This window comes from Phenylobacterium sp. (assembly GCF_036821595.1).
Taxonomy (GTDB): Bacteria; Pseudomonadota; Alphaproteobacteria; order Caulobacterales; family Caulobacteraceae; genus Phenylobacterium.
This window is the reverse complement of sequence record NZ_DAISJG010000011.1, coordinates 1-25,298: the sequence shown is the minus strand read 5'-3', so window position 1 is coordinate 25,298 and position 25,298 is coordinate 1. Positions and strand designations below refer to the sequence as shown.

At 70.3% G+C, this 25,298-nt stretch carries 29 protein-coding genes and 1 tRNA gene; 8 read left to right on the top strand and 22 right to left on the bottom strand.

Translation table 11 applies throughout. The annotated features are described in order from the left end of the window. The first annotated feature begins 195 nt into the window (after positions 1 to 195). Together V7Z97_RS08045 and V7Z97_RS08040 are read left to right on the top strand one after the other, a co-directional pair. A complete protein-coding gene (locus V7Z97_RS08045; RefSeq protein WP_334162566.1) occupies positions 196 to 1,218 on the top strand; it encodes an amidohydrolase family protein in 1,023 nt (340 codons plus the stop codon). Further along, positions 1,218 to 2,117 carry an amidohydrolase family protein gene (locus V7Z97_RS08040; RefSeq protein WP_334162636.1) on the top strand — a complete coding sequence of 300 codons (900 nt, stop codon included), beginning with the start codon at positions 1,218 to 1,220 and terminating at the stop codon, positions 2,115 to 2,117. Before V7Z97_RS08045 ends, V7Z97_RS08040 begins: the two co-directional genes overlap by 1 nt. A gap of 131 nt (positions 2,118 to 2,248) precedes the next feature. On the opposite strand, the gene V7Z97_RS08035 is transcribed toward V7Z97_RS08040, so the two are convergent. Both V7Z97_RS08035 and V7Z97_RS08030 read right to left on the bottom strand, forming a co-directional pair. Continuing rightward, positions 2,249 to 3,535, bottom strand: a complete 1,287-nt coding sequence (locus V7Z97_RS08035) for a tyrosine-type recombinase/integrase (RefSeq protein WP_334162635.1) — start codon at positions 3,533 to 3,535, stop codon at positions 2,249 to 2,251. Between the two features lie 175 nt (positions 3,536 to 3,710). Continuing rightward, positions 3,711 to 3,786 (bottom strand) — tRNA-Ile (locus V7Z97_RS08030). Between the two features lie 105 nt (positions 3,787 to 3,891). Between V7Z97_RS08030 and V7Z97_RS08025 the strand changes: the two genes are divergently transcribed. Continuing rightward, a complete protein-coding gene (locus V7Z97_RS08025) occupies positions 3,892 to 4,632 on the top strand; it encodes an SIMPL domain-containing protein (RefSeq protein ID WP_334162634.1) in 741 nt (246 codons plus the stop codon). On the opposite strand, the gene V7Z97_RS08020 is transcribed toward V7Z97_RS08025, so the two are convergent. Together V7Z97_RS08020 and panD are read right to left on the bottom strand one after the other, a co-directional pair. After that, positions 4,629 to 5,135 (bottom strand): hypothetical protein, encoded by a 507-nt coding sequence (locus V7Z97_RS08020; protein ID WP_334162632.1) that lies wholly within the window; start codon positions 5,133 to 5,135, stop codon positions 4,629 to 4,631. The genes V7Z97_RS08025 and V7Z97_RS08020 overlap by 4 nt on opposite strands. Further along, entirely contained in the window at positions 5,107 to 5,463 is a 357-nt protein-coding gene (panD, locus tag V7Z97_RS08015) for an aspartate 1-decarboxylase (RefSeq protein WP_334162630.1), read from the bottom strand. The genes V7Z97_RS08020 and panD overlap by 29 nt, the downstream gene beginning before the upstream one ends. A 344-nt stretch (positions 5,464 to 5,807) precedes the next feature. Here panD and V7Z97_RS08010 point away from each other — a divergent pair, with 344 nt between their 5' ends. Beyond that, positions 5,808 to 7,052, top strand: a complete 1,245-nt coding sequence (locus V7Z97_RS08010) for a serine hydrolase domain-containing protein (RefSeq protein ID WP_334162629.1) — start codon at positions 5,808 to 5,810, stop codon at positions 7,050 to 7,052. A 9-nt stretch (positions 7,053 to 7,061) separates the two neighbouring features. Here the strand turns inward: V7Z97_RS08010 and V7Z97_RS08005 are convergent, their stop codons facing one another. Further along, positions 7,062 to 7,418, bottom strand: a complete 357-nt coding sequence (locus V7Z97_RS08005) for a hypothetical protein (RefSeq protein WP_334162627.1) — start codon at positions 7,416 to 7,418, stop codon at positions 7,062 to 7,064. A gap of 105 nt (positions 7,419 to 7,523) precedes the next feature. Between V7Z97_RS08005 and V7Z97_RS08000 the strand changes: the two genes are divergently transcribed. Together V7Z97_RS08000 and V7Z97_RS07995 are read left to right on the top strand one after the other, a co-directional pair. Continuing rightward, positions 7,524 to 7,757, top strand: a complete 234-nt coding sequence (locus V7Z97_RS08000; protein ID WP_334162626.1) for a flagellar basal body rod C-terminal domain-containing protein — start codon at positions 7,524 to 7,526, stop codon at positions 7,755 to 7,757. A gap of 79 nt (positions 7,758 to 7,836) precedes the next feature. Next, complete coding sequence (locus V7Z97_RS07995) at positions 7,837 to 8,316, top strand: hypothetical protein (RefSeq protein ID WP_334162624.1); 480 nt, start codon at positions 7,837 to 7,839, stop codon at positions 8,314 to 8,316. 59 nt (positions 8,317 to 8,375) lie between these two features. On the opposite strand, the gene V7Z97_RS07990 is transcribed toward V7Z97_RS07995, so the two are convergent. Together V7Z97_RS07990 and V7Z97_RS07985 are read right to left on the bottom strand one after the other, a co-directional pair. Continuing rightward, on the bottom strand, positions 8,376 to 8,834 hold the full coding sequence (locus tag V7Z97_RS07990) for a DUF6152 family protein (protein WP_334162622.1): 459 nt from the start codon (positions 8,832 to 8,834) through the stop codon (positions 8,376 to 8,378). A 75-nt stretch (positions 8,835 to 8,909) separates the two neighbouring features. Continuing rightward, positions 8,910 to 9,773, bottom strand: a complete 864-nt coding sequence (locus tag V7Z97_RS07985; RefSeq protein ID WP_334162621.1) for a hypothetical protein — start codon at positions 9,771 to 9,773, stop codon at positions 8,910 to 8,912. A 131-nt stretch (positions 9,774 to 9,904) separates the two neighbouring features. On the opposite strand from V7Z97_RS07985, the gene V7Z97_RS07980 reads away from it, so the two are divergent. Further along, positions 9,905 to 10,525, top strand: a complete 621-nt coding sequence (locus tag V7Z97_RS07980; protein ID WP_334162619.1) for a TIGR02466 family protein — start codon at positions 9,905 to 9,907, stop codon at positions 10,523 to 10,525. A 92-nt stretch (positions 10,526 to 10,617) separates the two neighbouring features. Here the strand turns inward: V7Z97_RS07980 and V7Z97_RS07975 are convergent, their stop codons facing one another. The 10 genes from V7Z97_RS07975 to V7Z97_RS07930 form a co-directional block, all read right to left on the bottom strand. Further along, complete coding sequence (locus V7Z97_RS07975; RefSeq protein WP_334162618.1) at positions 10,618 to 12,264, bottom strand: M28 family metallopeptidase; 1,647 nt, start codon at positions 12,262 to 12,264, stop codon at positions 10,618 to 10,620. A gap of 12 nt (positions 12,265 to 12,276) precedes the next feature. Next, positions 12,277 to 12,528 (bottom strand): type II toxin-antitoxin system RelE/ParE family toxin, encoded by a 252-nt coding sequence (locus V7Z97_RS07970; RefSeq protein WP_334162616.1) that lies wholly within the window; start codon positions 12,526 to 12,528, stop codon positions 12,277 to 12,279. A 191-nt stretch (positions 12,529 to 12,719) separates the two neighbouring features. Then, positions 12,720 to 14,657, bottom strand: a complete 1,938-nt coding sequence (gene rpoD / locus V7Z97_RS07965) for an RNA polymerase sigma factor RpoD (RefSeq protein WP_334162614.1) — start codon at positions 14,655 to 14,657, stop codon at positions 12,720 to 12,722. 94 nt (positions 14,658 to 14,751) lie between these two features. Then, on the bottom strand, positions 14,752 to 16,647 hold the full coding sequence (gene dnaG / locus V7Z97_RS07960; RefSeq protein WP_334162613.1) for a DNA primase: 1,896 nt from the start codon (positions 16,645 to 16,647) through the stop codon (positions 14,752 to 14,754). Positions 16,648 to 16,799: 152 nt separating this feature from the next. Next, complete coding sequence (gene sigJ, locus V7Z97_RS07955) at positions 16,800 to 17,681, bottom strand: RNA polymerase sigma factor SigJ (protein ID WP_334162612.1); 882 nt, start codon at positions 17,679 to 17,681, stop codon at positions 16,800 to 16,802. Between the two features lie 10 nt (positions 17,682 to 17,691). After that, entirely contained in the window at positions 17,692 to 18,243 is a 552-nt protein-coding gene (locus V7Z97_RS07950; protein WP_334162610.1) for a hypothetical protein, read from the bottom strand. Then, complete coding sequence (locus tag V7Z97_RS07945) at positions 18,237 to 18,626, bottom strand: hypothetical protein (protein WP_334162609.1); 390 nt, start codon at positions 18,624 to 18,626, stop codon at positions 18,237 to 18,239. The genes V7Z97_RS07950 and V7Z97_RS07945 overlap by 7 nt, the downstream gene beginning before the upstream one ends. A 58-nt stretch (positions 18,627 to 18,684) precedes the next feature. Next, on the bottom strand, positions 18,685 to 19,380 hold the full coding sequence (locus tag V7Z97_RS07940; RefSeq protein WP_334162607.1) for an HAD family hydrolase: 696 nt from the start codon (positions 19,378 to 19,380) through the stop codon (positions 18,685 to 18,687). A gap of 33 nt (positions 19,381 to 19,413) precedes the next feature. Next, positions 19,414 to 19,659, bottom strand: coding sequence for a DUF1272 domain-containing protein (locus V7Z97_RS07935; RefSeq protein WP_334162606.1), 246 nt, complete (start codon positions 19,657 to 19,659; stop codon positions 19,414 to 19,416). Positions 19,660 to 19,735: 76 nt separating this feature from the next. Then, on the bottom strand, positions 19,736 to 20,167 hold the full coding sequence (locus V7Z97_RS07930) for a DUF1330 domain-containing protein (protein ID WP_334162605.1): 432 nt from the start codon (positions 20,165 to 20,167) through the stop codon (positions 19,736 to 19,738). 74 nt (positions 20,168 to 20,241) lie between these two features. On the opposite strand from V7Z97_RS07930, the gene carA reads away from it, so the two are divergent. Further along, on the top strand, positions 20,242 to 21,414 hold the full coding sequence (gene carA / locus V7Z97_RS07925) for a glutamine-hydrolyzing carbamoyl-phosphate synthase small subunit (RefSeq protein ID WP_334162604.1): 1,173 nt from the start codon (positions 20,242 to 20,244) through the stop codon (positions 21,412 to 21,414). Between the two features lie 3 nt (positions 21,415 to 21,417). Here the strand turns inward: carA and V7Z97_RS07920 are convergent, their stop codons facing one another. The 5 genes from V7Z97_RS07920 to V7Z97_RS07900 form a co-directional block, all read right to left on the bottom strand. Beyond that, positions 21,418 to 23,172, bottom strand: coding sequence for a DUF885 domain-containing protein (locus V7Z97_RS07920; RefSeq protein ID WP_334162602.1), 1,755 nt, complete (start codon positions 23,170 to 23,172; stop codon positions 21,418 to 21,420). A gap of 50 nt (positions 23,173 to 23,222) precedes the next feature. Continuing rightward, positions 23,223 to 23,945 carry an anti-sigma factor gene (locus V7Z97_RS07915; RefSeq protein WP_334162601.1) on the bottom strand — a complete coding sequence of 241 codons (723 nt, stop codon included), beginning with the start codon at positions 23,943 to 23,945 and terminating at the stop codon, positions 23,223 to 23,225. After that, the gene (locus tag V7Z97_RS07910; RefSeq protein ID WP_334162599.1) at positions 23,942 to 24,490 is read right to left on the bottom strand and encodes a sigma-70 family RNA polymerase sigma factor; all 549 of its coding nucleotides are present in this window, start codon (positions 24,488 to 24,490) and stop codon (positions 23,942 to 23,944) included. The genes V7Z97_RS07915 and V7Z97_RS07910 overlap by 4 nt, the downstream gene beginning before the upstream one ends. Before the next feature lie 89 nt (positions 24,491 to 24,579). After that, a complete protein-coding gene (locus tag V7Z97_RS07905) occupies positions 24,580 to 24,987 on the bottom strand; it encodes a cupin domain-containing protein (RefSeq protein WP_334162597.1) in 408 nt (135 codons plus the stop codon). Positions 24,988 to 25,038: 51 nt separating this feature from the next. Continuing rightward, positions 25,039 to 25,263, bottom strand: coding sequence for a hypothetical protein (locus V7Z97_RS07900; RefSeq protein ID WP_334162595.1), 225 nt, complete (start codon positions 25,261 to 25,263; stop codon positions 25,039 to 25,041). Positions 25,264 to 25,298: the final 35 nt, after the last annotated feature.

The window sequence follows — 25,298 nt, the reverse complement described above, 5'->3', positions numbered from 1 at the left end:
GGTCAGGCAAACCAATTTAACACTTGGCATGGGTGGGGATTAGGTCACCGCCATGATCAATGAGCCCGTCTTCGCGTTCATCGGTTCGGCGAGGCCGGCCGCGCAGCGGCGTGTCGGAAATCCCGCCCCGCCCCTGCCCGACACCCTTGAAGCTGAGGCGCGCGCCCCCCTCGCCGCGCAGGGGAAGGAAGCTTCATGATCATCGACTGCCACGGCCACTACACCACCGCGCCCGCGCCGCACGACGCCTGGCGCGACGCCCAGAAGGCCGCCTTCAAGGCCGGCGGCGACATCGATCCCGCCTATCCCGAAATCTCCGACGACGAGATCCGCGAGACCATCGAGAAGAACCAGCTGCGCCTGATCCGCGAACGCGGCGCGGACATGACCATCTTCTCGCCGCGCGCCTCGACCATGGCCCACCACATCGGCGACGAGGCGGTCAGCCAGGCCTGGACCCGGCGCTGCAACGATCTGATCAAGCGGGTGGTCGACCTGTTCCCCGAGACCTTCGTCGGCGTCTGCCAGCTGCCGCAGTCGCCGGGCGCCCCGATCGCCAACTCCATCGCCGAGCTGGAGCGCTGCGTCACCGAACTGGGCTTCGTCGGCTGCAACCTGAACCCCGACCCGTCCGGCGGCCACTGGACGAGCGACCCGCTGACCGCGCGCTCCTGGTATCCGTTCTTCGAGAAGATGGTCGAGCTGGACGTGCCGGCCATGGTCCACGTCTCGGGGTCCTGCAACCACAACTTCCACGCCACCGGCGCCCACTACATCAATGCCGACACCACCGCCTTCATGCAGTTCCTCGAGGGCGACCTCTTCCGGGACTTCCCGACCCTGCGGTTCATCATCCCGCACGGCGGCGGCGCCGTGCCCTACCACTGGGGCCGCTACCGGGGCCTGGCCGACATGCTGAAGCGGCCGCCGCTGCGGGAGCACGTGATGAGGAACGTGTTCTTCGACACCTGCGTCTACCACCAGCCGGGCATCGACCTGCTGTTCCGGGTGATCGACGTCGACAACATCCTGTTCGGGTCGGAGATGGTCGGCGCGGTACGCGGGATCGATCCGGAGACCGGCCACTTCTTCGACGACACCAAGCGCTACATCGACGCCCTGCCGATCTCCGACGCCGACAAGCGCAAGGTGTTCGAGGGCAATGCGCGGCGGGTCTATCCGCGGCTCGACGCCATCCTGAAGGCCCAGGGCCGATAGTGGCCAAGACCTTCACGATGGATGCCGACTGGCTGTGCTTTGATCCCAGCCCTTCCAAGCCGGGCTTCGTTCCGCCGCCCGGCGCGGTTGACGCACACTGCCATGTCTTTGGTCCGGGCGAGCAATTCCCCTATGCGCCCGAGCGCAAATACACCCCGTGCGACGCGGGTCGCGACCAGCTTTACGCCCTTCGCGATCATCTTGGCTTTTCCCGCAATGTCGTCGTCCAGGCGACCGCCCACGGAACCGACAACCGGGCCATGATCGATGCGCTGGTCCATTCCCACGACCGGGCGCGGGGGGTGGCTTCGGTTGCCCCCGATATCAGCGACGACGAACTGGCTCGGATGCACGAAGCCGGCGTTCGCGGCGTGCGCTTCAACTACGTCAAGCGCCTCGCCGATCCCAAGCCAGACGCCTACTACCGCAGGATCATCGAGAAGATCGCCAAGCTCGGCTGGCATGTAGTGATCTATTTCGAGGCCCCGGACCTGGCCGAGAAGTGGGACTTCTTCACGTCGCTGCCTACGACGGTCGTGGTCGATCACATGGGCCGCCCCGATGTCACCAAATCCGTCGACGGGCCAGAATTTGGCCTCTTCCTGCGCTTCATGGAAGAGAACCCCAATGTCTGGTCGAAGGTCACTTGCCCGGAACGTCTCTCCAGGTCAGGACCGCCAAGCTATGACGACGTCGTCGCCTTTGCTCAGCGCGTGATCGAGCGCTTTCCGGATCGAGTTCTTTGGGGCACCGATTGGCCCCATCCGAATCTCAGCATGGTCGGCCACATGCCCGATGACGGCGCGCTGGTGAACATGATCCCGCGGATCGCCCCGAACGAAGAGCATCAACACCGACTGTTGGTGGCCAACCCAATGCGCCTCTACTGGCCGGAATGAGCCCAGTAGCGAGAGCTCCGACCTGCTCGAGGTGGTCGATTGCCGCCGCCAACCTTCCGCTGGGGGCCGCGCGAACCCTGGACCCTGGCTGAGCTCCCCTCCCGGGCCGCCTGCCGGCCCCACGGCCGAGGCTAGGACGCTGCTAGGCGTGGACGTCGCGGGGGCGGAGGAAGGCGAAGGGTGTCGAGACCCGCGAAGGGATCGGCCACCGGCACAGCGTCCGAGTAGCTCCGTCCCCGCTCTCGCGCGTCATCCACGAAGTCCGCCCACCAGAGCATCATCCTCCGTCGGCCTGGCAGCCATTCGGCGGCGTTGTAGATGCCGCGCACACTGTCATCGACGTGGGCGAGCTGGGCCTCGATCCAGTCCCTATTGAACTGGTGCTCGTTGAGCACCGTCGACGCCATCGAGCGGAAGCCATGCACGGTGGCGCGGCCGTGATAGCCCAACCGGTACAGGGCGAAGATCATGGTGTTCTCGGAGATCACACCCAGGTTGGTCGGCGCCGGCAGCACGAAGGGGCTGCGCCCGCTGAACCGCTTCAGTTCGCGCAGCACAGCCACGGCCTGCGGGGCGAGCGGCACTAGGTGCGGCCGGCGCATTTTCATCCGCTCGGCCGGAATCCGCCAGAGCGCGTCGGGGCCGCCCACGCCCTCGAACTCGGTCCACTGCGCAAAGCGCAGCTCGGAGGTGCGCACGAAGGTGAGGATCAGGAACTTCAGCGCCAGCCGGGTCACAGGGTCGCCGTAGTAGGCCTCCAGCCGCGCCAGGAACTCCGGCAGCTCGGCCGCCGGCAGGGCTGCGCGGTGCTTCACGGCGCCTCTGGCCCGCAAGGCTCCCCGCAGATCGACCGTGGGATCGCGCAGGCAGCGCGACGTGGCCACACCGTACCGGAAGATGCCGCTGGCCATCTGCAGCACGCGGCGCGCCATCTCGACGGCGCCCCGGCGCTCGATCGCCCGCACCACCTCCAGCACCTCTATCGGCAGGATCTCGGCGATGGGCCGCGCGCCCAGGCGGGGCAGCAGGTCCGCGTCCAGCCGCGACCGCAGACGGCTGGAGTAGGTGTCCACCCACTTTGGCTGGTTGTTCTCGAACCACTCCTCGGCCACGGCCGCGAAGGTGTTCGCCGCCGCGAGCTTTGCCTCGCGCTTCTCGGCCCGGCGCAGCGCAGCTGGGTCTTCGCTCTGCCGCAGCAGCCGCCTCGCCTCGAGCCGCGCGTCTCGCGCCGCCTCCAGCGTGACCTCCGGATAAGCGCCCAGGGCGAGTAGCTTCTGTCGTCCCTGGTAGCGATACGCGAAGCGCCAGAGCTTCGCGCCGGAAGGCATGACGTGCAGATAGAGCCCGTCGCCGTCCGCATATTTCCGGGGCTTGGCCGCCGGCTCCAGCTTTCGGATCTGTCGATCGTCGAGGCGCATCTGTTGGTACTACGCTCGAGCGCTCAGGTCGGTACCAACAGAAGTACCAACACATAGTCTCGTATTTGGCCGAACTGCGTACGGAAATTTCGAAAACCGTCGCAGATTATCGCATTGACTTTGCTGCGATTTTTCGCGGTAATTCGGGAGATATCGTGCAATTGGAAACATGCGCTGGTGGGCCCGGCAGGACTCGAACCTGCAACCAGACCGTTATGAGCGGCCGGCTCTAACCATTGAGCTACAGGCCCCTGCAGCGCACTGTCCCGGCGGTTACCATGGGCTGCACGGGGCTTAAAGGCTGCGTTCAGCTTGAGCTTGCGACCCTGGGGCCTGTCCCACTGCCGGAGACTTCGATGAAGACCCTGATCCGCGCCGCGGCGCTCGCCGCCCTCTTCGCCACGGCCGCCGCGCCCCAGGCGCTGGCCCAGGCCGCGCCGCCGGCCGCCGAGAGCATGTTCCGCGCCACCACCCTCAACCTGGCCGCCTACGGCGAGACCGAGATCGCGCCCGACATGGCCACCATTTCGCTGGGGGTCATGACCGAGGGCGACACTGCCCAGGCCGCCATGCAGGCCAACGCCACGCGCATGAACGCCGTGCTGGCGGCGCTGAAGCGCGGCGGCATCGCCGAGCGCGACATCCAGACCTCGAACCTCAACCTGTCGCCCCGCTACCAGTACGTGGAGAACCTGCCGCCGAAGCTGATCGGCTACCAGGCGTCGAACCAGGTGACGGTGAAGGTTCGCGACCTGAAGCGGCTGGGTCAGGCGGTGGACGCCACAGTGAACGCCGGCGCCAACCAGGTGCACGGAATCAGCTTCGGCCTCGACGATCCCACCGCCGCTGAGAACGCCGCCCGCGAGCAGGCCGTGAAGGCGCTGGCCGCCAAGGCCGACCTCTATGCCCGCGCCACCGGCCATCGCGTGGTGCGGCTGGTCACCCTGTCTGAGGGCGCGGCCTCCTACCCGGTCCCGCCGCCCATGCCGATGGCCGCCATGGCCTCGTTCCGCAAGGAGTCGGCCGACACCGCCGTCTCGCCGGGCGAACTGAAGGTGCGGGTGGACGTCACCGGCCTCTACGAGCTGGGCCGCTAGGGCGCCGCGGGGCTCAGGCCGGCTTTCGTCCAGGCGCGCGAGAGCCGGTCGGTCATCATCAGGCCGGGGAACACCCGGTTTCCCTCCATGACCGCGGCGTAGACCAGGGGCCGGCCCGGCACCGGGCCGGCCGACCAGCTGACGCCGCGCGAGCCGTCGGCGGCGGTGTCGCAGGAGAGGTTGCGCGCCTCGCCATCCTTCACGGTCTGCTCGAGCAGGTCCTTCAGCGTGCGCTCGCCGGGGCCGTCGCAGGCCGGCAGGGTGCGCGCGCAGGTGGTGGCGGTGTTGTAGCGGTAGACGACCTTGCCGCTGTCGCGCTCGGCGATCATCACGCAGGTGTTGGGGTCGCCCACGGCGCGGGACACCGCCTCGTCCAGCGCCGCCTTGTCGGTCCCCTGGGGGGCGCCGGGCGCGCAGGCGGCGGTCAGCAGCAGGGCCGCCAGGGCGGCGGCCCGGGTCGGGGCGAAGACGGCCTCAGGCGGCCTTCTTGATCTCGTTGCCATCGTCCAGCAACACGACAGTCGGGGCATAGTTGCGGGCCTCCTCGGCCGGCAGCATGCCATAGGTCACGACGATGACCTTGTCGCCCTTCTGGACCAGGCGCGCGGCGGCGCCGTTCACGCCGATCACCTTCGAGCCGCGCGGCGCCTCGATGGCGTAGGTGGTGAACCGCGCGCCGGTGGTGATGTTCAGCACGTCCACCTGCTCGTGCGGCAGGATGCCGGAGGCGTCCAGCAGGTCCCGGTCGATGGCGATGGAGCCCTCGTAGTCCAGGTCGGCCTGGGTCACCGTTGCGCGGTGCAGCTTGGCCTTCATCAGGGTGAGCAGCATGGGCGCGGAGCGTCCTCTTCTGGCTGCCGGGATGCGACTGCGGCGACGCCCAGTCTTTCCCCGACGCCGGCCATATACGCATGACGGCGCGGCGGTTCAATGCCGCGACGCAGCAGCGCTGACGCTGCGGAAGCGAAATCTCCCGCTGATAACGCTATCCCAGCGCCCACAAGGCGTTGGGCACGGACCGGGGGGCTGGTCGCGGCGTCCGCGCGCCGTCTTCACCCCCTCCCCCGCTGCGGCGCAGCACGCGAGGGTCCGGCGCGCCGCCGGGCCGGAGGCGCTTGACGCCCCCGCGTCACCCCTGCGCATGCTCGCCTGAACAGCGATCAGGGAGGATGCGGATGTACGGCGACGAGGCTCCGGGCGGATTCAGGCCGGAAGGACTGGCGCAGATCCCCGCCGCTCTGCAGGGGTTCGTGGACCAGGGCTCGCTGTCGGGCGCGGTCACCCTGCTGTGGCGCAAGGGCGAGGTCGCCCAGGTCAACACGGTGGGCCGTCGCGACATCGCCGGCGGCAAGCCGATGGAGCGCGACACCCTCTTCCGCATCGCCTCCATGACCAAGCCGGTGACCTCGGTCGCCGCCCTCATGCTCATGGAGGAGGGCAAGCTCCGCCTCGAGGACCCGATCACGAAGTGGCTGCCCGAGTTCTCGGACATGCAGGTGCTGAAGGACGCCACCGGGCCGGTGGAGGACACCTATCCCGCCCCGCGCGACATCACGGTGGAGGACCTCTTCACCCACCGCTCGGGCCTCGCCTACGCCTTCACCTCCCAGGGCCCGATCGCCCACGCCCACGAGGCGCGGCTGGGTCCGCCGCTCGGCACGCCGCTTACCCCCGACCAGTGGATGGCGGCGCTGGGGTCCCTGCCCCTCTCCTACCCGCCGGGCGAGCGCTTCCACTACAGTCACGCCACCGAGGTGCTGGGCTTCCTGGTCGCGCGCATCGAAGGCAAGCCGCTGGGCGAGGTGCTCCAGCAGCGGATCTTCGGCCCGCTCGGCATGACCGAGACCGGCTTCTGGCTGGCGCCGGAGAAGCGCGACCGGCTGGCCCGGCTCTACCGGCTGGACCCCGGCGGGCTGAAGGACGTCTCCTTCCCGCACGCGGACGCGCCCGAGGCCTTCGAGGCCGGCGGCGGCGGCCTGATCTCCAAGGCCGACGACTACCTGAAGTTCGCGCGCATGCTGCTGGGCAAGGGCGAGGTGGACGGCGTCCGCCTCCTGAAGCCCGAGACCGTCGAGCTGATGACCAGGAACCGCCTCACCGAGGCCCAACGGCAGATCCCCTTCCTCGGCATGCCGTTCTGGACCGCCCAGGGCTTCGGCCTCGGCGTCTCCATGATCCTCGACCCGGCCAACCTGGGCTTCTTCGGCGCCGGCGCGGAAGGCTCGTTCGGCTGGCCGGGCGCCTTCGGCACCTGGTGGCAGGCCGATCCGGAGAACGACCTGGTGGCCATCTACCTGATCCAGGATTCCATGCCGCTCGGCCCCGAGGCGGTCACCCAGATGGCCAACCAGGACCGCCCAACCGGCCGCATGGCCCTGCCCATGTTCCAGCAGTTGGTCTACGGCGCGCTTGCCGGGTAGGCGGCCGGCCTAGCGCCCCATCCCACGGGGCGCGACGCAGATCGGCCTGCCCTGGAAGGTCGCGCCGACCAGGCTGCCCTTCCTCACCCCGTCCCGACGCGCCCGCTCCAGGGCGGCGCTTTCGGGCGGCGGGTCGACGCCGTCGGGGCAGATCGGGACCACGGTCCGCATCCCGCCGCCGAAGCACTGGCAGATGAACTCGGACGGGTCGAGCCGGCTGGCCGGCACGTGGCAGATCGCGGGGATGCTGCGCCCGCTGGGCTCCAGGCACAGGATGGTGGTGCGCGGCGGGTTCTGGCCGGCCGGCTGGGCCTGGGCGGCGCCGCAGGCGAGCGCGGCGGCCAGGCCGATGATCCAGGGTCTCATGCAGAGCCTCCTTGCTGGCCGCCAGCATAGCGCAGGACGCGGGGCCCTGGCGTTCACCATCTCTCCACGCGATGCCTTAACCGCGTCCGGGCCATCCTTGCGTCCATGGACGTGCTCGCCACCGCCCGCGTGGGCCTGATGACCGCCGGAAACCGCTTCGCCGCCTCGGCCCACAAGGTGGCGCGGCTGGGCGCCGACCCATCCGTCGACATGGTCCGCGAGACCGTGGAGATGGTCGAGGCGAAGCACGCCTTCACCGCCAATGTGCAGGTCGTGAGGTTCGCCGACGAGATGTGGCGCTCGCTTCTCGAAATTCAGGTACGTTCCGACCGCCGCTAGGCTGGACCGCAGCGCCGCCAGGGCGCAAAATCCCCGCCGGAGCGCGGTCCACGCGCCCGTCTTCGGGGGAACAGATCTCATGCGCCGACTGCTGCCGCTCGCCGCCTGCGCGCTCGCGCTCGCCGCCTGCTCGAACCGGGAGGCGCAGCCCGCCTACGACACCCGCATGGACATGGCCGAGCTGATGCTCCACGTCATCGACCCGGCCGCCTTCGCCTTCTGGCGCGGCTCCGGCACCGAGGTCACCGAGCAGGGCGAGCGCGACCTCTCGCCGACCACGCCGGAGGGCTGGAAGGTGGTCGAGGACGGCGCCGCCACGGTGGCCGAGGCCGGCAACCTGCTGATGCTGCCCGGCCGCCCCCGCGAGCCGGTGGCCGAGTGGAACGCCTACGCCCGTGACATGACCGTCAAGGCGCTGGCCGCCAAGGACGCGGCCATGCGGATGGACAAGGCCGCCGCCTTCGAGACCGGCGCGGCGCTCTACCAGACCTGCGTCGCCTGCCACGCCAAGTTCGTCGTCGGACCTGTCGAGGCCGAAACGCCGCTGCCGAAGAACTGACGCGCAGCGAAAAGGCCCCGGAGTCGCCTCCGGGGCCTCGTTGCGTCGTTCGGCCGGGCCTAGCGCCGGTCGGTGGGGTCCGAGCCGTCCTTCGGCGCGCCGGTGCCCGAGGAGCCCATGAACAGCTTGCGGCCGTCCGGGAAGGTCACGTCGCGGCCGTTGGCCTTGCAGACCGGCGTGCAGGCCTTGTCCTTGGACTGGTAGCCGCGGACCACGATCTCGGTGCCGGGCTTGAGCGAATTGCGGTCGATGCCCGAGCGCAGCAGGGTGTTGGGCGTGCCGCCCTCGACCATCCAGGCCTGGGTCTTGCCGTCGGGCGTGACGGCCGCCAGGTGCACCCAGGCGTGCGGGTTGATCCACTCCACCTTCGTGACCTTGCCGCGCAGCAGCACGGGGGCCTTGCCGTCGAACTCCGCGGCGAAGGCGTGGTGCGCCTGCGCCTGCTGGACGCCGACGACGCCCGCGCCGGCCACGGCGGCGGCGATCAGGGTGGGGAGAACAAAGCGACGGAAATTCATGGTGCGCCTCCAGCGCCGGATGATGACTTCAAAATGCTCACGCGTCCCGCGGGGTCTCGCCCTGCGGAAATCCTATCACTTCAGCGGCTCTTTCCGCAGGTGGCCGTACATCAGCTCCTCGACGAACTCGACGCACTTGAACTGCTGCAGCCGGGCGTCCTCGCCGACCCGCTTGTAGAGGTTCATGCTCATCTTCCACGGCCGGGTGAAGGTCGACGGGTCGGTGATCGTCGCCTCGTAGCGCATGGTGCTCGGGCTGGTCGGCGTCCAGCGCTCCACGACCACCATCTCGGCCGAGTGGTGGTTGCCCGCGCGGTCGAACCAGGTGCGGTCCAGCTGGCCGGTGACGGTGACGACCAGGGTGTCGCCCTCCCACTTGGCCACCGACTGGCCCATCCAGCTGTCCACCGGCGGCGGGCCGGGATCGTCGAACAGGATGTTGCGCACCGCGCCCGCGTACTCGTAGGCGATCAGCATCGACTTGTCGGACTGGAAGATCTGGAACGGCAGGTGCATGTAGTTGGCCCGCGGCACGCCGGGCAGGTAGCACTTCACCTCCGGATCGCGCTTCAGGTAGTCGGCGCGGTTCTCGTCGCGGATTTTGCGGGCCTCGTCCGTGTACGGGATCTCGCCGCCCTCGACGACGCCCAGGCCGGCCGGCACCGCGCCCACCGCGCCCAGCGCCACCACCTCCTTGGCCGGGACCGGCGTCACCGGGCCCGGGCGGAACTGCAGCGCGGCGCGCGCCGCGTGGGGCTCGATGTCCCAGCCGGCGGTGTTCATCACCTGCCAGACGCCGTTCAGGTCGGGGTGGATCTTGTCGGGGCCGCGGGGGGCCTTGTAGGCCGCCGCCGCCGGCGCCGCGCGCCGCGTCTGGGCTTCCGCCTGCCCGGCCATCACCACGCTCGCCAAGGCCAGCGCCGCCACAGTCCTGATCATCTGTTCCGCTCCCCCAGGTCCCGGCATTGCTCTCGCGGGACCGTATTTTGAAATGACTCTAACCAAGGTTCACCGACGGCGCCAGCGCGCCGGCCTTTGACATTCGGGCCGTGGGCGACTAGCGCCGCCGCATGGCCCTGCGTCTCCTCTTCCCGACTCCGGTCTACGAAGCCTCGCTTACCACAGACCGAATGTTCGAAAATTTCAATGCCGAATTGGAGGCTGCCTGCCGCATGCTGGCGGACGAGGACCAGGCCGGCCGGCGCTGGTGCCGCGAGCACGCCTACGGCGGCTACACCTCCTACGCCTCGCTCGACGACCTGCCCCGCCGGGCCAGCGTCTTCGCCGACTTGAAGAGGAAGCTCGACCGCCACGCCGCGGCCTTCGCCGCGGACCTCGCCTACGACCTGGGCGCCGGGCGGCTGCGGCTCGACAGCCTGTGGGTCAACATCCTGAAGCCGGGCGCCGGCCACACCGGCCACATCCACCCGCACAGCGTCATCTCCGGGACCGTCTACGTACGCACCCCGCCCGGCGCGAGCGCGCTCAAGCTGGAGGACCCGCGCCTGCCGATGATGATGGCCGCCCCGCCGCGCCGGGCCGACGCCCCCGAGGCCCAGCGCAGCTTCGTCTACCTGGCGCCCCAGCCGGGCACGGTCTTCCTGTGGGAGAGCTGGCTGCGCCACGAGGTCCCCGCCAACCAGGCGAAGACCGAACGGATCTCGGTCAGCTTCAACTACGGCTGGCGCTAGGCTGGACACCCCGCCAGCCTCGCCTTCGCCGGCCGCCGCGGCCATGACTGGGCGCGCCAGTTGCTTGATCCGGCGTGACGGCGCCGCCCGGTTTACGGCGCCGCGGCCCGCGTCCCGGTCGGGTTGGCGAACCGTCCGCCGAAGAAGTCGCCGCTGTTCCAGGTCGGTCGCACCCGCGCGTCGGTGAGTTCGCGGGTGATCTCGTAGTTGATGCGGGCGAACTTGGCCCCGGCCTCGTAGTCGATCGGCTGGGAGAGGTCGTCGCAGGCCTTGTGGTAGCAGTCCTTCAGGAAGCGGCGGAACTTCGCCTCGCCGCCGTTGCCGAAGCCGGTCATCAGGAACACCGACGGCACCCCCACCTCGACGAACCGGTAGTGGTCCGAGCGGGTGAACAGCCCTTCGTCGGGCATCGGGTCGCCGGACAGGGCCACGCCCATCCGCCCCGCCGCCCGTCGCACCGCCGGCCCGATCGCGGAGCGCTCCGCCCCGAACGCCACGACGTCGGTGAAGTCGTAGGTCAGGATCGGCATGTCCAGGTTGACGTTGGCCACCAGCGAGGACAGCGGCACGGTCGGGTTGCGGGCGAAGTATTCCGCGCCCACCAGGCCCTTCTCCTCGGCCGTCACCATCAGGAACAGCATGGAGCGCTTCGGGCGCTTCTTCGTCTCCACCGCCATGCGGGCCACCTCCAGCGTGGTCGCCACCCCGCCGGCGTTATCCAGCGCGCCGTTGTGGATCCGGTCGCCCTCGGTCCCGTTGGCGACGCCCACGTGGTCCAGGTGCGCGGACAGCACCACCACCTCCGACCTCAGCTTCGGGTCCGAGCCTTCCAGCATCGCGGCGACGTTGCGGCTCTCCACGGGCTTGGTCTCGGTGCGGTAACTGGTCTCCAGCACGGCCGGCAGGGCGAAGCGCGGAACCTCGGCCGTCGGCGTCTCCGCGGCGGCGTAGATCTGCTCCAGGCTGGCCGGCGCGCCGGCGAACAGCTTGGCGGCGCCCGCTACGCTGATGTCGCCCAGCGACAGGACCTCGGGGGCGACCACATAGGGCTGCCCGCCCTTCTCCTGCCACGTCATGCTCCAGCTGCGCCAGCGCTTGGCCCCCTGCGCGAAGGGGCGCAGCTTCTCGCCCTCCGGCGTGTTCACCGTCAGGAAGCCCACCGCGCCGCGCCTGGCCGCCTCGGCCCGCTTCACCCGGCCGCTGCGGTAGTGGGCCCGCTCCTCGGTCTGGATGGCCTTGGGCGCCCCGTCCAGCGCCACCACGATCTTCCCGCGCACGTCGAGCCCGGCGTAGTCGTCCCGGCCGTGCTCGGGCGCCACCACGCCGTAGCCCGCGAACACCATCGGGGCCGACAGCTTCGTCTCGGCGGCCAGCGGATTGCGGCCGACCACATAGTCCTCGCCGAACACCAGCGGCGTCGCCGCCCCGCCCCGCTTCAGGACCAGGCTGCCCTGGTCCACCGGCCGGTAGGCGACCATCGGCACCCGCTGAAAATAGGAGCCGGCGTCGCCCGCCGGCGCCAGGCCGAGCTGCTTGAACTGGGCGGCCACATAGTCGGCGGCGATGTCGTAGCCCCGCGAACCTGCCTCGCGCCCCTCCAGCAGGTCGCTGGCCAGGAACTCCATGTGCGCCTGCACCCGCCGCGCGGCGTCCGACAGCGGCGGCGCGGGCTGGGCGGCGGCGGTGGAGCCCAGGCAAAACGCGAGTGCCGCCACTGCGGCGAAGAAGCTGGTACGCATGAATATTCCCGATTAGCGCCGCTGACGCCCCTGAAGCACCCGCACGATCGTCACCAAGGTAGGTCCGACGCGGCCGAACGGCACGGTCAGTTCGCGGTGATGCTCATCCGTCAGGGGCGCCGCAAGCGGAAAGTCGCGCAGAAGCTCGATCGCGGCGTCGAATTGGTCGGCCGCGCCCAGCGCCGCCGCGGGAGCTCGCTCCGCGAGCCAGTCGGCCTGCGCCAGAGGCTCGCGACGCGCCCTGGCGCTGAAGACGACCTTCACCGCTTCGCGGCCAGTCCTAGTCGAACATCTGCAGTTCAAGCAGCCTGGACGCCACCGTGGAGACCGGGACGCCAAGACTCTCCGCCCGCTCCCGCAGGTGGCGGAGCGCTCTCGCTGAGCGTGACTTCAAGCTTCAGCGTGGTTTCGCCGTCGGCCATGGCTCGAGAGGCTCCGTCCGACGGCGACCGGCATCAACTGTCGAGGAAGCTTCTCAGCTTCCTGGACCGCGACGGGTGCTTCAGCTTGCGCAGCGCCTTGGCCTCGATCTGGCGGATCCGCTCGCGGGTCACGCTGAACTGCTGGCCGACCTCCTCGAGGGTGTGGTCGGTGTTCATGCCGATGCCGAAGCGCATGCGCAGCACCCGCTCCTCGCGCGGCGTCAGCGACGCCAGCACCCGGGTCGTGGTCTCGCGCAGGTTCGACTGGATGGCCGCATCGATCGGCAGGACGGCGTTCTTGTCCTCGATGAAGTCGCCCAGGTGGCTGTCCTCCTCGTCGCCGATCGGGGTCTCGAGGCTGATCGGCTCCTTGGCGATCTTCAGGACCTTGCGCACCTTCTCCAGCGGCATGGCCAGCTTCTCGGCCAGCTCCTCCGGGGTCGGCTCGCGGCCGATCTCGTGCAGCATCTGGCGCGAGGTGCGGACGATCTTGTTGATCGTCTCGATCATGTGCACCGGGATGCGGATGGTCCGGGCCTGGTCGGCGATCGAGCGGGTGATCGCCTGCCGGATCCACCAGGTGGCGTAGGTGGAGAACTTGTAGCCGCGGCGGTACTCGAACTTGTCCACCGCCTTCATCAGGCCGATGTTGCCCTCCTGGATCAGGTCCAGGAACTGCAGGCCGCGGTTGGTGTACTTCTTGGCGATGGAGATCACGAGGCGCAGGTTGGCCTCGACCATTTCCTTCTTCGCCTGCCGGGCCTCGCGCTCGCCCTTCTGCACGGTCTGGACGATGCGGCGGTAGTCGTCGATCGGTACGCCGGTTTCCATGGCCAGCGCGGCGATCTCCTGGCGGATCTCGCCGATCTGGCTGGCGTCGTTCTCTGCGAACTTGGTCCAGCGGACGCCCAGCGCCTTCACCTGGTCGCCCCAGTCCGGGCGCATCTCCTGGCCGAAGTAGGCCTTCAGGAACTCGGTGCGGCTGATGCCGTAGCTGTCGGCCAGCCGCAGCAGCCGGCCCTCCAGGCCCATCAGGCGCTTGTTGATCGCATAGAGCTGCTCGACCAGCGCCTCGATGCGGTTGTTGTTCAGCTTCAGCGTCTTGAGGTGCTGGACGATGGTGCTGGTCGCCGCCGCATAGGTCTTGCGGTCGGCGTCCGACAGGTCCTGGCCCTTCAGGCGCTGGGCGACCAGCTTCTCCTGCAGCAGGCGGAAGCTCTCGAACTCGGCGGCGATGGCGTCGAGGGTGGCCATGACGCCGTCGCGCAGCTCGGCTTCCATCGCGCTGATGGTCGGGCCGGCGCCGTCGTCGAAGTCGTCGTCGCCCTCGCCCTCGGCGGCGCCTTCGGCGGCCTCGGCCTCTTCCTTCTCCTCGGCCGCCTCGGTGGTGGCTTCCACCGGCAGGGCGTCGGCGCCCTGGTTCTGGCCGCCGTAGGTCTGTTCGAGGTCGATCACCTCGCGCAGCAGGATGCGGCCCGAGCCGAGCTCCTCGCGCCACACCATGATGGCCTCGAAGGTCAGCGCGGACTCGCACAGGCCGCGGATCATGGTGTCGCGGCCGGCCTCGATGCGCTTGGCGATGGCGATCTCGCCCTCGCGGGAGAGCAGCTCCACCGAGCCCATCTCGCGCAGGTACATCCGAACCGGGTCGTCGGTCCGGTCGTAGGCCGGCTCCTTGGTCGTCTCGACGACGGCGCTTTCCTCGCGGACGGCGACTTCGCCGCCTTCGGCGTCCTCTTCCGCCTCGACGACGTTGACGCCCATCTCGGACAGCATGGCCAGCGTGTCCTCGATGGCCTCCGAGGTGACTTCCTCCGACGGGAGCACCTTGTTCAGCTCGTCCATCGTGACGTAGCCGCGGGCCTTGGCCTGCTTGATGAACTTCTTGACCGCGGCGTCCGTCAGGTCGAGCAGCGGCCCATCGCCGCCGGTCGTTTCGGGGGTTTCCGCTTCGGCCGTGTTGGTGCTCATCGAAATCTCCGAGATCGGCTGCCGCGCCTCCTGCAAGGCCCGGGCCGATCAAAAAAATGGTGGCGGCGTTCGGTTCGTTAAGCCGCGTGCGACTCTACGACCCGTCGTCCGTCCAAATCGTTCCCGTTCTGATCGCGCGCTTCAGTGCGTCACGCTCGCCCTTGAGACGCTCCAAAGACGCCATGTCGGAACGCCCGCGGAGGTTTCCCTTCGCAGCCCCGATGGCGTCATCGAGCGCCGCCACCCGTGCAAGGGCGGCGAAGCCACGCGACCACTGGGATCTCCGCGCATCGAGGGAGACATCATCTTTGAGTATGGGCGCGCCCGAAGTCGCAGCGGCCCGATCGATGTCTGTCAACAGCGCGCTAAATCCGCACGAGGCCAGATGGCGTTGTAGGGCGCCCGTGTCAAGGTGCTCTGCTTCCAGGCGGAGCCGAATGATTTCCTTCGTCAATTTCGCCAGCTCCGGATTTCCGAACCCGCCGGCGGTGAAGGTCTCCTCCAGATGGTCGTCCAGAACGGCCGGATCCTGCACCGCATAGTGGGCTAACGCGGCGACCACCGGTTCGAAGGCATGGGCGAGGCGTTTCGCCGCAGCCTTGCCCTGCGGCGTGGAGGGCTCGATCCAGGGCTTGCCGCCCTTCTGGCCGTTCCACGGTCCCCGCCGCCCCTCCCCCTGTCGCTGGTCCCGCGGCCGCTCGGCCCGGACGGCGGCGAAGAGGGCGTCGTATTTCTCCAGCAGCGCATCGCGATAGGCCTGTTGCAGGTCCTTGTCGGCGATGGCGTTCGCCGCCTGCCGCAGCCTCGCCTTGAAGCCGGCCCGCCGCTCCGGCGTGTCCAGCGGCTCCAGGTCGCGCTCGCGGATGAACAGGGCGTCGGCAAAGGCGGTGGTGTCGGACAGCTGCTGCTTCAGCGCCGCCGGCCCTTGCTCGCGCAGCACCTCGTCGGGATCCTTGCCGCCCTCCACGATGGCGAACTTGAAGCTCTTGCCGGGCTTCAGCAGCGGAAGCGCCCGGTCCATCGTCCGCGCCGCGGCCTGCCGGCCCGCGCGGTCGCCGTCGAAGGAGAGTGTGGGCTCGGGATGGTGGCGCCAGAGGATCTCCATCTGGTCCTCGCCCAGCGCCGTGCCCATGGGCGCCACCGCCGGCACGCCCGCCCGCAGGCAGGCGATCACGTCCATGTAGCCTTCCACCACCACCAGCGGCGGCTGCTCGCCCGCGGGCGCCGCCGCCAGGATCTTCCGGGCCTCGTGCAGGCCGTAGAGATTGTGGCCCTTGTGGAAGACGCTCGTCTCCGGGCCGTTCAGGTACTTGGCGCGGGCCTGCGGATCCATCGCCCGGCCGCCGAACGAGACCACGCGGCCCCGCTGGTCGGCGATCGGGAAGATGATCCGGTCGCGGAACCGGTCGTAGGGGCTGCCCCCCTCCTCCGGCGCGATGAGCAGGCCGGCCTCGACCAGCTCGGCCGGGCGAGCCCCCTTCGTGACCAGATAGTCCTTCAGCGCGGTCCGTCCCGGCGGCGAGAAGCCCAGCCGGAACCTCGCCCACTCCGTCTCCGGCAGCCCGCGCTTCTCCAGGTAGGCCCGCGCGTCGCGCCCCGCGGGCCGGCGCAGCTCGGCCTCGAACCACTGCGCCGCCAGCTCCAGCCAGTCCGAGAGCCCCTGGCGCTTCTTCTCCACCTCGACGGCGCGCGGATCGACGGCCGGCAGCGGCACGCCCGCCTCCGCCGCCAGCACCTCCACGGCCTCGGTGAACGACAGCCGCTGGGTCTCCTGCAGGAAGGTGATCAGGTCGCCCGTCTTGCCCGACGAGAAGTCGAAGAACTGGCCCTTGTCGTCGTTGACGTAGAACGACGGGGTCTTCTCCTTGGTGAAGGGCGACAGGCCAACGTACTCGCGCCCCTGCTTGCGCAGCTTCACCGTCTTGCCGATCACGTCGGACGGGCGAAGGCGGGATTTGATCTCGTCGAGGAAGCGTTCGTCGAAGCGCACGGCGCGGATTGTAGCAGGGCCGGGCCCCAAGATTCACACACCGAATCTTGGACTTTCCGCCGGAGCGACCGCACCCTTGCCGGACGCGGTCTTTCCCATCGTCCATTCCCCCTCGTGCGCCCTCTACGCATGCGCGCGTACGCGAAGACGTGTCAGCTTCCGTCGCTCGCGCCCGCCGTCAGGTGCGCCAGCTTCTCCGGGTTGCGCACCGCGTAGATCGCCGCGATCAGCCCATCCTCGCCGGGTTCGAAGGCCAGGGTCTCCGGGCCGTCCGACAGGTGCAGCACCAGCCCCGGCAGGCCGTTGACCCGCACGGTCTCGAACCGCTCCACGCCGGGAAGGCCGCCCGTCCGCCAGGCGATGCCCTCCAGCAGCCGGATGATGTCGTCGCGGCCGACCATCACCCGGAGCGCCGCCTTCCGCTTGCCGCCGCCGTCGGTGACCATGATCGCGTCCCGGGCCAGCAGCGACGCCAGCGCCTGCATGTCCTGCCCGGCGGCGGCGGCCACGAAGGCCTGGGCGAGCTCCAGCGCCTTCTGCCGGTCCACGGAGAACCTCGGCCGGGCGTCGCGCACATGCTCCCGCGCCCGGCTGGCCAGCTGGCGCACCGCGCCCTCGGTCCGGCCGAGCGTCTCGGCCACGGCCGCATAGTCCTCGTCGAACACGTCGTGCAGCAGGAACACCGCCCGCTCCAGCGGCGAGAGCCGCTCCAGGGCCAGCAGGAAGGCGACGGACACGTCCTCGGCCCGCTCCACCGGGTCCTCCAGCGGCTCGATCAGCGGCTCGGGCAGCCAGGGGCCGCGGTAGGCCGCCCGCTCCGCCTTCGCCGCCCGCAGCCGGTCGATGCACAGCCGCGTGGTGGTCCCCACCAGCCAGGCCGCCGGGTCGGTCACGCCCTCGGCCGCCCGGGTCCAGCGCAGCCAGGCGTCCTGCACCGCGTCCTCGGCCTCCGAGACGGAGCCCAGCATCCGGTAGGCCAGCCGCTTCAGCCGCGGCCGCTGGGCCTCGAAGGCGTCGGTGAGCACCGCGTCCATGGCCGCGAGCCTACGCCCCCAGCGGCAGGTGCGCGACCGGCGCGGCCACGCCGCCCACCGTCACCTTCGAGCAGGCCTTGCCGTAACCCAGGGCGTACTTGAGCGTCGGGTACATCCTGGCCGTGGTCAGGGCGAGGGACACGGCCACGAGCCCCCTGTCGCCCCAGCGCCGGACGATCTCCTCGCGCAGCGGCTCCACCGCCTCCAGGTCGCGGGCGAGGCTCGCCCGGGCGAACCGCCAGGCCAGCCTGGCCTCGTCGCTCATCGCCGCCTCGTCGCCGGCCAGGATCGCCCGCAGCACCTCCGGCCGCGCGCCGCCGGCCGTGGCCATGTCGACGCCGATCTGGACGCAGGGCCCGCAGTCCTCGTGCAGGGTGCCCACCAGCCCCGCCGCCGCCAGCGCCTCGGCCGGCGCCGCCCGGTGGTCGGTCATCCGGGCCACGAAGCTGAACTTCAGGAAGCTCATGGGCGCCGCCCGCAGCACGTGGCGCATGTAGCTGGTGTCATAGCCCCAGGCCCGCTCGAAGGCGTCGATCTGGCGCGAGAGGATGGCTTTCAGCATGGGGAGGTCTCCTTCGGTGTGGTGAGCGCGATGGCGAGCGTCAGGAGGGCCGGCAGGTAGACGCCGGCGAGGTCGCGCAGGACGTCGGACAGCGGCGTGGTCCCGCAGGCGGCGTCGTAGGCGTGGACCGCGGCGTGCAGCGTCAGGAAGCCCGCGCCGATCGCCAGCGCCGGCCACCCCTGCGCCGGACGCCAGGCGAACCAGCCGAGCCCGGCTGCGGTCACCAGGTAGGCCGCGCCGATATCCCTGACGAAATGCGGGTTGTACGGCCCGGTGGCGGTGACGCCGGGAACCGCCCCGTACCACCACCAGCTCGCGAACAGCATGGCCAGCGCATTGGCCGTGAAGACCGCCGCCAGCACCCCTGCGATGATCCGGGACATCCCTGCCCTCCTCCGCCCTCTTCGAACCCAGGACGGAGCGCGGCTCAGGTCTGTGACATCAGGCCAGCGAGCGGATCCAGCCGGGCAGGTCGCGGATGGTCGCCAGTTCGCAGAACCTGGGGTGGCCTTCCGGCGCGTCGGCCATCTCGTGGGCCCAGGTGAGCGGATAGGGCACGTGCGCCGCGAACGCGCCGGCCTCCAGCGCCGGCAGGATGTCGGAGCGCATGGAGTTGCCGCACATCACCGCCTCGGCCGCGCCGGTGCCGTGCCGGGCGAACACCCGCTCGTAGGTCGCCGCGTCCTTCTCCGAGACGATCTCCACGGCCACGAACAGGTCGCCCAGGCCCGAGGCCGCCAGCTTCTGCTCCTGGTGCAGCAGGTCGCCCTTGGTGATCAGCACGAGGCGGTAGCTCTCCGACAACTCGGCCAGGGCCTGGTCGACGCCGGGCAGCGGCTCCACCGGCTCGTTCAGCATCTCGCGGCCCGCAGCCAGGATGTCGGCGATGATGCGGCCAGGCGGCTCCCCGCCGGTCAGCTCCATCACCGTCTCCAGCATGGAGAGGGTGAAGCCCTTCACGCCGTAGCCGTAGAGCCTGAGGTTGCGCCGCTCGATCTCGGCCAGCCGGGCGTCCAGCACCTCGGGCTCCGCCACGTCGGCCATCAGCGCGCGGAACCGGTCCTGGGTCAGCCGGAACAGGGTCTCGTTGTGCCAGAGCGTGTCGTCGGCATCGAGGCCGACCGTGGTGATGCGCATGGCCGCGCTCTTAAGCGAGCCCGGCCGCCTCGCCTAGGCCGCGCAGGCCTTGTGCGGCTTCAGCACCCGCTCGGCCGACGCCGGGAACTTGCCAACCAGGCGCGCCGGCCGGATCGGCCGCGGCACGAGGTTTCCGCCGCAGTTGGGACAGATCCCCTCAAGCCGGTTCTCCACGCAGTCGGCGCAGAAGGTGCACTCGAACGTGCAGATCCGCGCCTCGGCGCTCTCCGGCGGCAGGTCGCGGTCGCAGCATTCGCAGTTGGGGCGCAGGGCGAGCATCAGGAACCTCCCGTCGTTGCTGCAATGCCAGACGGAGAGTCTGGCGGGAATGACAAGTTTCCCACCTTTCCTGCCGCTATTCTCCGAACCCTTCGCCCGGCTCCACCGGCGCCAGCCGCAGGAGCCGGGAGTCGGCGACGCCGGCCGTGCGGTGCGCCACCAGCTCGCGGTATTCCGGGTCGCGCACCATGGCGATGAAGGCGTCGGCGTTGGGGTATTCGGCGATGAACGCCAGGTCCCAGGCCTCGGACTGCGGCCCCGTCACCATCACCTGCGGCTTGCCGGCCCACACCTGTCGACCGCCCAGCCGCTTGAAGATGTGCGCCGTGGTCCGGCCGTAGGCGCGGTAGGCGTCGAGGCCGCTCAGATCCTTGCCATGGTCCGGATGGCCCGGCGGATACTCCGCCTTCGGCTTCAGCCGGATCAGGTTGAGCATCTGGATCGGCTGGTCGCGCGGCAGCGACTTGAAGACCTCCCAGGCCTCGCGTTCCGGGTCGATGTGCGCCATAGGGTCCCCGCCTGATTGACCGTACCGGTGCGAGTCACTACCTACGCGGCCGTTTGCCCACAAGGAGCCTGCCGATGACCCGCGACCTGCTGCCTGGCGTCACCGGCGTTCTCGCCCTGGCCGACGGGACCATCCTCCAGGGGATCGGCGTCGGCGCCGTCGGCGAGGCGGTGGGCGAGGTCTGCTTCAACACCGCCATGACCGGCTACCAGGAGATCCTCACGGACCCCTCCTACATGGCCCAGATCGTGGCCTTCACCTTCCCGCACGTCGGCAACGTCGGGACCAACGTCCAGGACATCGAGCAGATGTCCGGCTCGGCCGAGACCGCGGCCCGCGGCGCGATCTTCCGCGATGTGCCCACGCGGCCCGCCAACTGGCGCGCCGACACCGATCTCGAGACCTGGATGGAGCGCCGCGGCGTGGTGGGCCTCGCCGGCGTCGACACCCGCGCGCTGACCCGCAAGATCCGCGAGACGGGCATGCCGCACGGCGTGATCGCCCACAGCCCGACCGGCGTGTTCGACCTCGACGCCCTGGTGGAGCGGGCCCGCGCCTGGAACGGCCTGGTCGGCCTCGACCTTGCCAAGGACGCCTCCTGCCTGCAGCCCTTCGTCTACGACGAGGGCCTGTGGAGCTGGCCCGAGGGCTACGCCAAGGCCGCGGAGACGCCGAAGTACGAGGTCGTCGTCATCGACTACGGCGTGAAGCGCAACATCCTGCGCGCGCTCACCTCGGTCGGCGCCCGCGCGACCGTGGTGCCGGCCAGCACCAGCGCCGAGGCGATCCTGGCGCGCAAGCCCGACGGCGTGCTGCTCTCCAACGGCCCCGGCGATCCGGCCGCGACCGGTGAGTACGCCGTGCCGGAAATCCAGAAGATCGTCGACAGCGGCACGCCGGTGTTCGGCATCTGCCTGGGCCACCAGATGCTGTCGCTGGCGCTCGGCGCCAAGACCGTGAAGATGGACCAGGGCCACCACGGCGCGAACCACCCGGTGAAGGACCTGACCACCGGCAAGGTGGAGATCGTGTCCATGAACCACGGCTTCACCGTGGACCGGGACACCCTGCCCGCCCCGGTCGTCGAGACCCACGTCAGCCTGTTCGACGGCACCAACGCCGGCATCGCGCTCAAGGACCGCCCGGTGTTCAGCGTCCAGCACCACCCGGAGGCCTCGCCGGGCCCCACCGACAGCCTCTACCTCTTCGAGCGGTTCGCCGAGAACATGGACAAGGCGAAGGGCTGAGGCTCAAGCCTCGGCGATCGGCTCGTCGAACATCAACGCCCGCGCATAGCGCACCGGCGGCGATCCGTACGACAGCACCTGATCGTGGTAGCGCTTCAGGCTGAAGCCTGAACCCGCGCGGCGCTGGGCCTCGGCGCGCAGCGCGTCGTGCTCGACCACCCCCACGAAGTAGCTGGGCAGCTGGGCCGAGCTCACCCGGGCGCGGGTCCACTTGCCGGCCGCCTCCCGCTCCTGCTGGAAGGCGGTGACGGTGAGGAACCGCATCACCTCGCCCTCGTCCGCCCCGTCCACGTGGACCATTTGGTCGAGGATGGCGTTGGTGATCGAGCGCACCCGCATCTTCAGCTGGGTGAGCCGGAACAGCGGGTCGTCGGCGAGGAACCCCTCCCTGGCCATCAGGTCCTCGGCGTAGACGCCCCAGCCCTCCACGAACGGACCTGAGCCCAGCACCGCCCGCAGGGTCGAGGGGTGCCGGTTGGAGTGCCAGATCTGCACGAAGTGCCCGGGCATGGCCTCGTGCACGTTCATGTCGTGGATCATGCGGCGGTTGTATTCGCGCAGGAAGCTCTCCGCCCGCTCCTCGCTCCAGTCCTTGGGGATCGGCGAGATGGCGTAGAAGGTCTTCAGATGCCGCTCCAGCGGCCCCGGGCTGTCGCAGTAGGCCACCGCCACGCCCTGCTGGAACTCCGGCATGAGGATGATGTCCACCGGCGCGTCCGGCAGGGTGATCAGGTCCTTCTCCCGCACGAAGCGGGTGGCCTGGTCGATGGAGCCGCGGGCCATCTCGACGACCCCGTTGCGCGGGGCGTGGTCGCGGTAGGAGAGCTCCAGCGCCGCCTCGATCACCTTCTGCTCGTCGCCGGCCGGGGCGTTCGCGCCGAGGATCGTCTTCGAAAGCGCGTACATCTCCGCCCGCGCGGCCTTCAGCGCGGCCTCGCCCGCCGCCCGGATCTCGGCGCGCGACATCGGGGACATCAGGGCGAAGGCCAGCTTCTGGTCGTAGAGCTTCGCGCCCAGCCGGAAGTCGCCCCTGGCCTGCGGGACCAGCGCCTTGTCGATCCAGGCCTGATGCTCGGACACCGCCGCCCGCAGGCCGGCCTCCGCCGCCCGGAACCGCGCCTGCTCCGCCGGCGTGAGGCCCGAGAGGTCGCTAGCGATCATGGTCTCCACGATGGAGATCACCCCGGGGTTCTGACGCGACACCGTTTCGGCGTGGATCAGCGGCACGCGGGCCGGGACAAGCTCGGCGCGGGTCTGGGCCAGCAGGCCCGGCAGCTTCTCCATCCGGGCGATGGCCGAGCGCAGCCGCTGCGGCCGCGGGGCGAATTCGCGGGCCATCAGGCTATAGAGCGCCCCGCCAGCGGCGCTGTTGTAGATCAGCGGATCCCAGGCCCAGGGCTGCAGCACCTCGTCGGTCCAGAGGTCGTAGCGCAGTTGGTTCTTCAGCAGGGCCAGGTCCACCTGGTTGTCGCGGCTGAGTTCGGCCGCGGGAATCGCCTCGGCCGCCTGCAGGAGCTCCTGGGTCGCCGCCCGCCGCCTGGCCCGCCCTGCGGCGGAGACGTCGTCCACCTCGGCGTCGAAGCGGTGGTCGCCGAGCGTGGTCGCGCCGATCGGCGAGAGCCTTGCGAGGGCGTCGATGTAGCGGGCGGCGAGCCGGGCGAAGCGGGCGTCGGCGGCGCTGGCCGCGGCGGCCGGGGTCGCGAGAAGGGCGAAGCCGGCGGCGGTCAGGGCGCGGCGGGTGAGCGAGGGCGTCTGCATGCCCCATCTTCATCACGCGCCGGCCCAGGCCGCCAAGGCCGACGGCGCCGTCAGATCTTGGCGAGCAGGCCGCGCGCGGCGATCGGGCCCGACGGGCCCTCGGGGTTGGTCGAGCCGCCGGGAGGCTCCACGGAGACGGCCAGTTGGGCGCCCTCGGCCACCAGCTCCTCTATCGGCTTGGGCATGGCCATGGTCTTCGACGTCCCCGGCTCCACCATCCCCAGCGAGCGCGGCTTGCCGTCCTGCGGGATCAGCCAGAGCTGGTGGACGTGCAGCGGATCGGCGCCCGGCGGCACCAGGGAGGTGACGATCAGCGCCTTGCGCATGGGGTCGTAGGCCGCGACGAACAGCGGCTGGGCCCCCGGCTGGCCCGCCAGGTTGGCGTTGAGCATCGGCGCCATCGGCTCCGGCGGCGCGGCCGCGGGCGGCCGGTTGGCGAGGACCACCACCGCGGCCAGGCTGGCCGCCGCCAGCCCGAGGGACCCCACTGTCGCCCCGCGCCAGAACCGCAGGCGGCGGACGGCGCCGGCGCTGTCATCGTTGGCCGGCAGGCTGCGCTCGATGGCGGCCCAGACCGCCGGCCTGGGCGCCACCTCGGGCACGGCGTCGACCAGCGGCTGCAGGCGCTCGCGCCAGGCGTCGACCAGGGCCGCGAATTCGGACTCGCGGGCCATGCGCGCCTCGGCCTCGGCGCGCTCGCGGCCGGCCAGGACGCCCAGCGCATGCTCGGCGGCCAGGACTTCGGCTTCGGAAAGGTCCGGCGCGTCGCTCATCGCTCGAGGCACCCCTTGAGCCTGGCGAGACCGCGGCGGATCCAGCTCTTCACCGTGCCCAGCGGCGCGTCCATCCGGCGGGCCAGGGCCTCGTAGGTGACGCCCTCGAAGAAGGCGGTGCGGATCACCCCCTGGGTGCGGTCGTCGAGTTCGGATAGACAGCCCTGCAGCCGGGCGGCGTCGTCGCCGGCCTCCAGCAGGGCCTCGACGCTGGCCTGGCCGTCGGCGAGTTCCAGGCCCTCTACCGGCTCCGCGTAGGCCAGGGGGCCGCGGGCGCGCAGGCGGTCGATGGCGCGGTTGCGGGCGATGGTCGAGATCCAGGTCATGACGCTGGCCCGCGCCGCCTCGAAGCGGTCGGCCCGGCGCCAGATCGTGACATAGACCTCCTGCAGCACGTCCTCGGACTCCTCCCGGTCGGAGAGGATACGCAGGCAGACGCCCAAAAGCTTCGCGGAGGTGGCGTCGTAAAGTTGTCGCAGGGCCGCCCGGTCGCCCGCCGCGATCCGCGCCATCAGGGGCGCAAGCGTGTCTGAGGCGGTGGCCAAGGAGATCTCGCAGATGCGGAGGACGGACGGCGAAGCTGCCTGCTCGGCTGCGCCGGGGCAAGGCCTGAAACGCGACGGGTCCTGCGGACCTAGTCCCGCCTGACTGTGTTCACGAACCCCGGCGGCGCCTGGTCGATCACCAGCATGCGGACGGGCTCGTCTCCCACGACGGCAGCCTCGTGCCACTGGTCGATGGCGTCGATCGCGAGGTCGCCGGCCTTCACCTCCGCCGCGGTTCCGGTGACCAGGTTGGTGACCTTCAGCCGTCCCGAGACGACATAGGCGTAGCGTGGATAGGGGTGCTTGTGCGGCGCGATGGCTCCGCCCACCGGCACGATGGTCTCGGAGAAGGTCACCTCCACCGGCCCCTGGGGCAGGGTGATCGGCTGGCCCGACAAGGTCTTCTGCTGGGCGGAGATCGGCTTGGAGACGGCGGCAGGCTGGGCGGCGGCTGGACCGGCCGCAAGCGCCAGGGCGATGATGAGAACGGGCTTCATGCGCCGACGATGGCGCAGCTTGGCCCGCCCGTCACGCCCCGGCGCGGGCCGTCAGGCGGCGGCCTTCTTGGGTCGGCGGGCGGCAGCGCGTTTGGCCTGGATGGCCTCCTGGCGCGCGGCGCGGCGCTCAGCGGCGACTTCCTCGAGCGCGGGAAGGAGCTCGGCCGCGGCGGCTTGCTGCTTGTCGTCCCCCTGGGTTTGCAGGCGACGGGCGTTGGCGAGCAGGTTCATCACCTCCTCGTCGCTCATCAGGGGCAGTTTCTCGATCAGGGACATGGACGCTGGCTCTCCATACTGGAGGACGGGGCGTG

What these genes read in the sequence shown, in the direction of transcription:
- V7Z97_RS08045 (WP_334162566.1), top strand. Translation starts at nt 196, where the DNA reads ATGATCATCGACTGCCACGGCCACTACACCACCGCGCCCGCGCCGCAC.
- V7Z97_RS08035 (WP_334162635.1), bottom strand. Translation starts at nt 3,535, where the DNA reads ATGCGCCTCGACGATCGACAGATCCGAAAGCTGGAGCCGGCGGCCAAG.
- V7Z97_RS08025 (WP_334162634.1), top strand. Translation starts at nt 3,892, where the DNA reads ATGAAGACCCTGATCCGCGCCGCGGCGCTCGCCGCCCTCTTCGCCACG.
- V7Z97_RS08020 (WP_334162632.1), bottom strand. Translation starts at nt 5,135, where the DNA reads ATGGCAACGAGATCAAGAAGGCCGCCTGAGGCCGTCTTCGCCCCGACC.
- panD (WP_334162630.1), bottom strand. Translation starts at nt 5,463, where the DNA reads ATGCTGCTCACCCTGATGAAGGCCAAGCTGCACCGCGCAACGGTGACC.
- V7Z97_RS08010 (WP_334162629.1), top strand. Translation starts at nt 5,808, where the DNA reads ATGTACGGCGACGAGGCTCCGGGCGGATTCAGGCCGGAAGGACTGGCG.
- V7Z97_RS08005 (WP_334162627.1), bottom strand. Translation starts at nt 7,418, where the DNA reads ATGAGACCCTGGATCATCGGCCTGGCCGCCGCGCTCGCCTGCGGCGCC.
- V7Z97_RS08000 (WP_334162626.1), top strand. Translation starts at nt 7,524, where the DNA reads ATGGACGTGCTCGCCACCGCCCGCGTGGGCCTGATGACCGCCGGAAAC.
- V7Z97_RS07995 (WP_334162624.1), top strand. Translation starts at nt 7,837, where the DNA reads ATGCGCCGACTGCTGCCGCTCGCCGCCTGCGCGCTCGCGCTCGCCGCC.
- V7Z97_RS07990 (WP_334162622.1), bottom strand. Translation starts at nt 8,834, where the DNA reads ATGAATTTCCGTCGCTTTGTTCTCCCCACCCTGATCGCCGCCGCCGTG.
- V7Z97_RS07985 (WP_334162621.1), bottom strand. Translation starts at nt 9,773, where the DNA reads ATGATCAGGACTGTGGCGGCGCTGGCCTTGGCGAGCGTGGTGATGGCC.
- V7Z97_RS07980 (WP_334162619.1), top strand. Translation starts at nt 9,905, where the DNA reads ATGGCCCTGCGTCTCCTCTTCCCGACTCCGGTCTACGAAGCCTCGCTT.
- V7Z97_RS07975 (WP_334162618.1), bottom strand. Translation starts at nt 12,264, where the DNA reads ATGCGTACCAGCTTCTTCGCCGCAGTGGCGGCACTCGCGTTTTGCCTG.
- rpoD (WP_334162614.1), bottom strand. Translation starts at nt 14,657, where the DNA reads ATGAGCACCAACACGGCCGAAGCGGAAACCCCCGAAACGACCGGCGGC.
- sigJ (WP_334162612.1), bottom strand. Translation starts at nt 17,681, where the DNA reads ATGGACGCGGTGCTCACCGACGCCTTCGAGGCCCAGCGGCCGCGGCTG.
- V7Z97_RS07950 (WP_334162610.1), bottom strand. Translation starts at nt 18,243, where the DNA reads ATGCTGAAAGCCATCCTCTCGCGCCAGATCGACGCCTTCGAGCGGGCC.
- V7Z97_RS07945 (WP_334162609.1), bottom strand. Translation starts at nt 18,626, where the DNA reads ATGTCCCGGATCATCGCAGGGGTGCTGGCGGCGGTCTTCACGGCCAAT.
- V7Z97_RS07940 (WP_334162607.1), bottom strand. Translation starts at nt 19,380, where the DNA reads ATGCGCATCACCACGGTCGGCCTCGATGCCGACGACACGCTCTGGCAC.
- V7Z97_RS07935 (WP_334162606.1), bottom strand. Translation starts at nt 19,659, where the DNA reads ATGCTCGCCCTGCGCCCCAACTGCGAATGCTGCGACCGCGACCTGCCG.
- V7Z97_RS07930 (WP_334162605.1), bottom strand. Translation starts at nt 20,167, where the DNA reads ATGGCGCACATCGACCCGGAACGCGAGGCCTGGGAGGTCTTCAAGTCG.
- carA (WP_334162604.1), top strand. Translation starts at nt 20,242, where the DNA reads ATGACCCGCGACCTGCTGCCTGGCGTCACCGGCGTTCTCGCCCTGGCC.
- V7Z97_RS07920 (WP_334162602.1), bottom strand. Translation starts at nt 23,172, where the DNA reads ATGCAGACGCCCTCGCTCACCCGCCGCGCCCTGACCGCCGCCGGCTTC.
- V7Z97_RS07915 (WP_334162601.1), bottom strand. Translation starts at nt 23,945, where the DNA reads ATGAGCGACGCGCCGGACCTTTCCGAAGCCGAAGTCCTGGCCGCCGAG.
- V7Z97_RS07905 (WP_334162597.1), bottom strand. Translation starts at nt 24,987, where the DNA reads ATGAAGCCCGTTCTCATCATCGCCCTGGCGCTTGCGGCCGGTCCAGCC.
- V7Z97_RS07900 (WP_334162595.1), bottom strand. Translation starts at nt 25,263, where the DNA reads ATGTCCCTGATCGAGAAACTGCCCCTGATGAGCGACGAGGAGGTGATG.